Source organism: Brenneria roseae subsp. americana (assembly GCF_003115815.1).
GTDB classification, from domain to species: domain Bacteria; phylum Pseudomonadota; class Gammaproteobacteria; order Enterobacterales; family Enterobacteriaceae; genus Brenneria; species Brenneria roseae.
This window is the reverse complement of sequence record NZ_QDKJ01000030.1, coordinates 1-6,090: the sequence shown is the minus strand read 5'-3', so window position 1 is coordinate 6,090 and position 6,090 is coordinate 1. Positions and strand designations below refer to the sequence as shown.

The 6,090-nt window shown below is 50.9% G+C and carries 5 protein-coding genes; 1 reads left to right on the top strand and 4 read right to left on the bottom strand.

Annotation, left to right across the window (positions count from 1 at the left end; all coding sequences use genetic code 11):
• Positions 1-417 precede the first annotated feature (417 nt).
• Complete coding sequence (alaC, locus tag B4923_RS20440) at positions 418-1,659, top strand: alanine transaminase (protein WP_109491533.1); 1,242 nt, start codon at positions 418-420, stop codon at positions 1,657-1,659.
• A 198-nt stretch (positions 1,660-1,857) separates the two neighbouring features.
• Here the strand turns inward: alaC and B4923_RS20435 are convergent, their stop codons facing one another.
• The 4 genes from B4923_RS20435 to B4923_RS20420 form a co-directional block, all read right to left on the bottom strand.
• A complete protein-coding gene (locus B4923_RS20435) occupies positions 1,858-2,886 on the bottom strand; it encodes a LacI family DNA-binding transcriptional regulator (RefSeq protein WP_109491532.1) in 1,029 nt (342 codons plus the stop codon).
• Between the two features lie 230 nt (positions 2,887-3,116).
• The gene (locus B4923_RS20430; RefSeq protein ID WP_109491531.1) at positions 3,117-4,643 is read right to left on the bottom strand and encodes a tripartite tricarboxylate transporter permease; all 1,527 of its coding nucleotides are present in this window, start codon (positions 4,641-4,643) and stop codon (positions 3,117-3,119) included.
• A 13-nt stretch (positions 4,644-4,656) separates the two neighbouring features.
• The gene (locus B4923_RS20425; RefSeq protein WP_109491530.1) at positions 4,657-5,118 is read right to left on the bottom strand and encodes a tripartite tricarboxylate transporter TctB family protein; all 462 of its coding nucleotides are present in this window, start codon (positions 5,116-5,118) and stop codon (positions 4,657-4,659) included.
• Between the two features lie 48 nt (positions 5,119-5,166).
• The gene (locus tag B4923_RS20420; protein ID WP_425428667.1) at positions 5,167-6,084 is read right to left on the bottom strand and encodes a tripartite tricarboxylate transporter substrate binding protein; all 918 of its coding nucleotides are present in this window, start codon (positions 6,082-6,084) and stop codon (positions 5,167-5,169) included.
• Between the last annotated feature and the right edge of the window lie 6 nt (positions 6,085-6,090).

Below are 6,090 nucleotides of genomic sequence, written 5' to 3'. Positions count from 1 at the left end.
GTTCCCGACGCGGCACTGACTTTCGCGGCGTCCTGCCGCTCACCCGGCGGTCACGCCCACCTCAGCACGATTTTTTACGCGAAGGAAACACCATAAAACAACATATTGTTATTTATGGCGATTTATCAAAAAATGCTTAATTCTTTGCTGGGGCTTCCTCTGCGTCTACTGCGGGATAAAACGTTATCATTCTGAACAACGCGGCGTGGCGGCGTGCGAACGACGCCTGATGAACATACGGCAGTCAAGGGATTCGGATGCATTGCCAACCTGCCTGTCCGATTTTAGCGGCATAAAAATTTATGAAATGCCATATCGACAGATTCCATAATCTGGGATAGCTTTAATAGCTGATCCGCAAAACGGATCCAGGCGTCGCTCGGACGGTCCGGGCGCTCACGTTACTTTGAGGTTGCTATGGCTGATTCTAATTCTCCGCGCCGTTTTACGCGCATCGATCGTCTCCCCCCTTACGTATTCAATATCACTGCTGAATTAAAAATGGCGGCTCGTCGTCGTGGCGAGGACATTATTGATTTCAGCATGGGTAACCCGGACGGTCCGACACCCCCTCATATCGTGGAAAAGCTATGTACTGTTGCTCAGCGCGAGGATACCCACGGTTATTCAACCTCCAGGGGAATTCCTCGTTTACGTCGTGCCATTTCGCGCTGGTATGCCGACCGTTATCAGGTGGAAATTGATCCGGAAAGTGAAGCGATCGTCACTATCGGATCTAAAGAGGGATTGGCGCACCTGATGCTGGCAACGTTGGATCATGGTGATACTGTGCTGGTGCCAAACCCAAGCTACCCGATTCACATCTATGGGGCGGTGATTGCCGGGGCTCAGGTGCGTTCTGTTCCGCTTGTTGACGGTGTGGATTTCTTTAATGAACTGGAACGAGCGATCCGCGAAAGCATACCAAAACCCAAAATGATGATCCTTGGGTTCCCTTCCAATCCGACCGCGCAGTGTGTCGAGCTGGATTTCTTTGAGCGTGTGGTGGCGCTGGCAAAACAGTATGGCGTGTTGGTGATTCACGATCTGGCTTATGCCGACATCGTTTATGACGGTTGGAAGGCGCCGTCAATTATGCAGGTGCCCGGCGCGAAGGATATTGCCGTCGAGTTTTTCACGTTGTCGAAAAGCTACAACATGGCCGGCTGGCGTATTGGCTTTATGGTGGGTAACCAGGAGTTGGTCAACGCGCTGTCTCGCATCAAGAGTTATCACGACTACGGTACATTCACGCCCTTGCAGGTGGCGGCGATTGCGGCGCTGGAAGGCGATCAGCAGTGTGTTCGGGATATTGCCGAGCAGTATCGCCAGCGACGCAATGTTTTGGTGCGCGGTCTGCATGAAGCGGGCTGGATGGTGGATGAACCGAAGGCTTCCATGTATGTCTGGGCTAAAATTCCGGACGCGTATGCGCATATGGGATCGCTGGAATTCGCCAAGCGTCTGCTGGCTGAAGCAAAGGTGTGCGTGTCCCCGGGGATTGGATTTGGTGACTATGGTGATACGCATGTCCGATTCGCGTTGATAGAGAATCAGGATCGTATCCGACAGGCGGTTCGCGGCATCAAGGCCATGTTCCGTGCCGATGGTATTTTACCGCCGCCGAAAACGTCGCCAGGCAAGGTTTCCGCCGCCTGAATGATACCGATGTTCCCGGTCTGTTGACCGGGAATGTGTTTCGGCCATTGTTTGGTTCTTTTTTTGCTTTTTATCAATGATATGGAATATCGATAAAGTGACATCGCCTAAGCGTTAAATGACCGTAAACCATTATCGCGATGTTAGTATCAGAAGCGCTTTTCCTTTCCAACGTTTTAAGCATCAACGTTACGGGATTCACGTTTCCGTGTTGAGGGTTGATGCGCGGTGGCGGTGGATCATTTTCATGGGAATAATGGCCTTGCTTGCACCGGATTCTCCTTGCAAAGCATGCCGCATGGCGGAAAACGCCTGTTCGACCCAGGCATCCTCATTTTGGCGCATTGACCAGATATTGTTTGATAGAAATCCCAGCATGGCGTGTTCATCAAAGGTGCCGATATTCATTTCTGCCGGGATATGCCCATAGCGTTCTCGTAATACGCTCAATACCCCTTCGAGCACAGGCAGAGATGAGGCGATAAATGCGTGCGGAGCATCGGTATGGCGGGTGAAAAACTCACGCATCATCTGTGCGCCATCTTCACGGCGGTTGTGGCTGGCTTCCAGGATCCAGTCCTGACTTTCCCTGAACAGTCCTTGCTGTACCATGACCTGCTGATAACCGCGCAAACGCTCTTTAATGGCCGGCTGCTGGATGTCCCCGGCCATGAAAAATAGCGAAGTGGGATCGCGGTTCGCCAGCATCGCCTCGGTCAATTGAACGGCGCCTTGAAAGTTATCACTCATGACCAGCGGCGCGTCACAGTCGCCGAAGTCACGATCGAGAAACACCAGCGGCCGCTTTATCAGCTTCAGGTGGTGGTTTTGCGTTTGCTGAGTTGAAGGGACAACAAATAAACCGTCGATATTACGCTGTAGTAAGGATTCGACCAGTTTGTTCTCATAGCGTTCATCACTATAAGTACAGCTGATCATTAATTGATAACCTGCCTCACGACAGCGCATTTCCAGCTTTTCCGCCAGCGTGGAAAAAAACAGGTTGGAAAGGCGGGGCACAATCAGCCCCAGCGTATCGGTTTTATTGAGCTTGAGACTACGGGCGGTATGGTTAACGACGTAACCATGTTCCGCTACGTAATGGTTAATCCGCGTCTGTGTTTTTTCACTAATACGGTACTGTTCCGCTTTGTCGTTCAGCACTAAACGCACTGTTGTAATGGATAGATTCAGTGCATTGGCAATTTGTTCTACCGTCTTTGCCATAAATGTACGCCAGATTAATTCCGTTAACGATTTTACCCTGCTTCTTTCAGGTTACAGGTGGTTGGTTTCCTGCAACTTGCAAAAAACGTCGGGAGCGTTTTTTAACGTCGCATCAGCGACAGCCCGCAGGGGGGCGGGTATGGATGCCCGCCATCAATCTATTGAGGTTGGCGGCAAAGTATATCATTTGAGCATTTCACCACCAATTCAGAACCTGACTTACAGGCTTATTAATTCGTTTTCTCACACACGTTGCGCCTTTTCTGACGCCATTTTTTTATTGCCGGAGAAAAAATCGGCAGAAACAGCGTCAATAACGCGATGATAATGAAAACGGCACACACCGGTCGCGTGAAGAATATGGATGGATCTCCCTGCGACATCATCAGCGAACGTCGTAAATTCGTCTCGGCCAATGGACCGAGAATGATGCCAATGACAATCGGAGACATGGAAAAATCCAGTTTAATCAGGATATAAGCCACAATACCGGCTCCCATCATGACAAACACATCGACCATGCTGTGGTTGACCGTGTAAGCCCCAACGGTGCACAACAACAGAATGGTGGGGACCAGAATCGTGCGGGGAATGTCCATTACCTTGACGAATAGCTTCATGCCCATAAAACCCAGCAGTCCCATGAACAGGTTAGCCAGCATCAGGCCGATGAAAATCGTATTCACTTCGACAGGGTGTTCCGTAAACAGCTGTGGTCCCAGCGCCAGCCCCTGAACCAGAAAGGCCCCCATGATGATCGCCGTAGCGCCATCACCGGGAATACCCAACGTCATCAGTGGCACCATACACCCGCCGGATACGGCATTGGCGCCGGCTTCTGGCGCGGACACGCCTTCAGGCGAACCGTGGCCGAACTCTTCGGGTTTCTTTGACCAGCGTTTGGCTTCGTTGTAGGCGATCCACGATGAAATATCTCCCCCGACGCCCGGTATGGTACCGATGGCGGTGCCAATGACTGATGAACGTAACCAGGTTGGCAGACAGCGCCGGAAATCTTCCCAACTGGGCAGGATGCGAGAGATCTTGGCAACGTTCCGCTGAACGCTGTTGGAAAATCGCTCACGATAATCTTCTTCAAAGCTGAGCAATCCCTGAGAAAAAGCAAACAGGCCAACCAGAATGGGAATAAATGAAATACCGCCCATCAGGTACACCGAGTCAAAGGTAAAGCGCATGCCGCTGGTCATGGGGTCAAGCCCGATGGTGGCGATGGCCAGTCCGATACCGCCGCCGATCAACCCTTTTATCATCGATTGCGACGATACGCTGGTAATGATGCTGATACCGAAAATCGCCAGCGCAAAATATTCCGGCGCCGAAAACCCGGTGGCGACGGTGGCCAGCATTGGCGCTACCAGGATAAGCGCGATGGTGCTGAAGACGCCGCCAAAGAGAGAACCCATGGTTGATAACCCTAGCGCTCTGCCGGCTTCGCCGCGTTTTGCCATCGGGTAACCATCCAGCACGGTAGCCGCAGAGGCCGGCGTGCCCGGGGTGCTGATAAGTATCGCGGTAATTGAACCGCCATAGATCGCGCCACAATAAACGCCCAGCAATAATAAAATACCGCTGACGCCCTGGAAGGAGTAGGTGAGGGGGAGCAGCAGCGCGATCCCCATATTAACCGTCAGGCCGGGAATAATACCGATGAGAATACCGGCCAGCGCGCCTAAGAAAACCACAATTATTGTGTCAAAACTGAACACAATAGAGAATGCCATAAGGACGTCGTTCATAATTATTCCCTTTTCAGGATTCGCTGAAAACTGATGTTGGTAAAGGCGAATTGAACAAATAAGTGAAAGAGAGGTAAACCGCCGCCACAATTAACAGGGTTGATAGCGCGATATACCATGCCCGACGTTCATTCATAAACAGCATAGTGACCGGAATAAAGATCATTGCGGACAGAATAAAACCGGCCCAGGAAAGCACAATGCCGTATACGACGGCGATTATGCTCAGAACATAGGTTAACCGGACAAATTTGGAAGACAAATCCACGGGTTTATCGCTTGCCAGACGGTCTTTGACGACCACAACCCACTGTAGAATGCCCAATCCGATAAATAGCCATGCCAGGCCGTAGGGCCAAAATCTTTCCCCTGGTACACCATATTCATCAAACATCGACATATCTTTCGACAGGAACAAAATTAATCCGCCCATGCCTACGGACATTAAACCGATGAGGATATTAAACTTGCGCATAGATATTCTCCCTCCTGCTGACAAGCGTCAGCAGGAGCGTTTGCCCTATTATTTTTTCAATGTGTCGGCAATGAGTTGTTTATACATCTCATCATCTTCCTGCATCATCTTATAAGCATCCTGACCGACGATGCTGACAGGCATAATCCCTTGTTTTTTGACCGCATCCTGATAGCTCGGATCGTTGATTACGTCCGTGAATGCCTTGACTAACTGGTCGGTGATGTCAGATGGCACTTTGGCGGTTGTCGCCAATACGGCCCAGGCCCGCATCTTCACGTTGAAATCCAGATTGAGCGCTTCCTTGACGGTGGGAACATCCGGGAATAATTCAAAGCGTTTTTCATCCATGACGGCCAGTACGCGAAGAATACCGGCATCAACCTGAGATTTTACCGCGCCGGGCGTGGTGAGAACGGCATCAATATGCCCGCCGACCAGCGCCGCAATGGAGGGCCCGGTGCCTTCGTTGTAAGGAATGTGGTTAAATTTGGTGCCCGTATTTTTCTCAATATTCACCGCGGCCAGATGGTAAATGGCGCCCATGCCGGAATTACCGATCTTGAGTTTGCCGGGCTGTTGTTTTGCGGCATTAATAAATTCTTCCAGCGTGTTGAGGCCTGAATCGGCCTTGACCACGATAGCAACCGGATCGGCAATGGTCGTGACCAGCGGCGTGAAGTCTTTATAGGTGACCGGTGATTTATTCTGATAAGGGAACATGGCTAATTCCACCGTCGTCATGACCAGTTTATAACCATCAGGTCTGGCTTTGGCGACCTCGATTAATCCGGTGATGCCATTGCCAGCCGGTTTATTGACCGGAACAAAGATAATCCCTTTCGGTAACCGATCTTTGGCATATTCAATTAATGTACGAGCCGAGGTATCTGTACCGCCACCGGGGTTCTTGGGTATGACGACTTCAATATTCTTTTTGGCATAGGTAATAGTTTGCTCTGCCAGCGCCTG